A 2,100-nucleotide genomic window follows, 5' to 3' on the forward strand; every position below is an offset into this window, starting at 1 on the left:
GTTGGGTGCTGCTGCCGGGTACCGGCAAGCTCATGTTCTTCTCCAACTATGGCGGCAGCTGGGAAAGCTATCTGGAGGACTTCATAGCCAAGGCCTCCGAAGGCCTGACCGGGGTGTGGAGCAACACGGAAGGTTATCCGCGCACGCGCTGGCTCTTCCTCGACGGCGCGCGCGACGGCGACCGCTTCAAGCGCTGGGCGCGGCGCCAGCAGGTGCCAACGCTCTTCTGGTATTCCGCCTATCCGCATCTCAACACCACCCGCATCCGCATCAACTCCAGGATAAGGCGCGGCATGGCTTCGGCCACCGGCAACGAGGCGCGCGACTGGGTGAGCCTGTTCGGCTCGTTGCAGCGGCCGCAGGCGAGGCCGGCGGAAACCGTCGGCCGCGAGCCGGCCCCTTCGCCTCTCGAAGAGCTGGAAGCCGGCGAGATCCAATCGATCTTCTTCGGTCCTTTCGGCGCGCTCGGTTACGGGCATATGCTGGCAATTCGGGTGCCCGAGGATCTGCCGGCAATGCAACGCAAGGCATGGCTGGACTTCGTCATCGACAAAACCAGCTTCGGCGACGGCGTGCCCGCCGGACGGGCCATGACAGTCGCCTTCGGTCCCGACGGCCTTCGCCGGCTCGGGCTGGAGGGCGGCGTCGACGACGATCCGTTGGACACGTTTCCGGTCGCTTTTCGTCACGGTATGGGAAATCCCGAGCGCAGCCGCATCCTCGACGACAGAGGCCCGGACGGGCCCGACAAATGGCAGTGGGGCTCGGCCAAGTCGCCGGTCGACGCGGTTGTCATCTGCTACGCCAGGGAGCCGGCCGCGCTCAAGGCCGAGGTCACCGCCGCGAAGCGAAAGACGACAGGCGCCGGGATGAAGATCGTCGCCGAGTTACCGCTTGTCGTGAACCGCGAGCCCAAGAAGGAGGGCGTGAAATCCCAGCATATCGGCCACAACGGCAAGCCCGAGCGCCAGCGCGCCTATGAGCATTTCGGCTTCGCCGACGGTGTCTCGCAACCGATCGTCAGGGGCACGTCGCGCGCCAACAAGGGGGCCGCACCGATGCATCTGGTCGCGCCCGGCGAATTCCTGTTCGGCTATCGCGACGAGCACGGGTTTTATCCGGCCTCGCCCTCCGTCCAAGCGGCGCAGGATCGGATAGGCATCCTGTCGCAGGTGCGGCGGAACCGGCAGATTCCCGGCCAGCCTCCGCCGCCACGCGACTTCGGCCGCAACGGTTCCTTCCTCGTCGTGCGCCAGTTCGAGCAGCACGTCGAGTTGTTCAACGACTACTGCAAGCATGCCGCCGCGCAGGCTGCGCGCGAGACTGGCGACGATGCCGTCACGCCACGCTGGGTGGCGGCCAAGATGCTGGGGCGCTGGCAGGACGGCAGTTCGCTGGTGCGCAACCCCGATGGCCGCCCGGGCCGCGGCGCCGACAATGATTTCGCACTTGGCGTGGAAGACCCGCAAGGGCATCGTTGCCCGCTCGGCTCGCACATACGCCGCTCCAATCCGCGCGATTCGCTTGGCGAGGACCGCGAGACGCAGATCAGGATCGGCAAGCGCCACCGCATCCTGCGCGTCGGCCGCACCTATGAAAAGCAGGACCGGAGCGGGAAGGTCGAGAAGGGGTTGCTCTTCATGTGCCTCAACGCCGACATCGAGCGTCAGTACGAGTTCATCCAGCAGACCTGGGTTTCCTCGAACTCGTTCCAGGGCCTGGTCGCGGAAAAGGATCCGACGATCGGCGCGCGTGACGGTGGCGGCCGGTTCTCGATCCCGTCATGGGAAAAGGTCACTATGCTCAAGGACGTGCCGCAATTCGTCACCACGAAGGGCGGCGGCTACTTCTTCATGCCGAGCCGGTCCGCGCTGCGATACCTGATTTCGCGGCTCTGATTCGGGGAACGGCTCGCTCAGTCGTCGTCCTGCGATTCGGCGATCTGGTTCAGCGCGGCGGCATTGGTGATACGCAGCCCGCCGCGCTTGATGGCGATCATGTGCCGGTTGCGCCAGTCGTTGAGCGTCTTGTTGACCGATTCGCGCGTCGCGCCGAGGAACTCGCCAAGCTCCGACTGCGAGATCGGAATCCAGCCGGCAG

At 65.8% G+C, this 2,100-nt stretch carries 1 protein-coding gene and 1 pseudogene; one reads left to right on the top strand and one right to left on the bottom strand.

Annotated elements, in window-relative coordinates:
• Positions 1-1,898, top strand: a pseudogene (locus EOA29_RS34185) (Dyp-type peroxidase domain-containing protein); the annotation flags it as partial.
• A gap of 17 nt (positions 1,899-1,915) precedes the next feature.
• Here the strand turns inward: EOA29_RS34185 and EOA29_RS34190 are convergent.
• A partial coding sequence (locus EOA29_RS34190) for a helix-turn-helix domain-containing protein (RefSeq protein WP_145969979.1) occupies positions 1,916-2,100 on the bottom strand: 185 nt, incomplete at its 5' end.

It is taken from the genome of Mesorhizobium sp. M1E.F.Ca.ET.063.01.1.1 (assembly GCF_003998155.1).
Classification (GTDB): domain Bacteria; phylum Pseudomonadota; class Alphaproteobacteria; order Rhizobiales; family Rhizobiaceae; genus Mesorhizobium.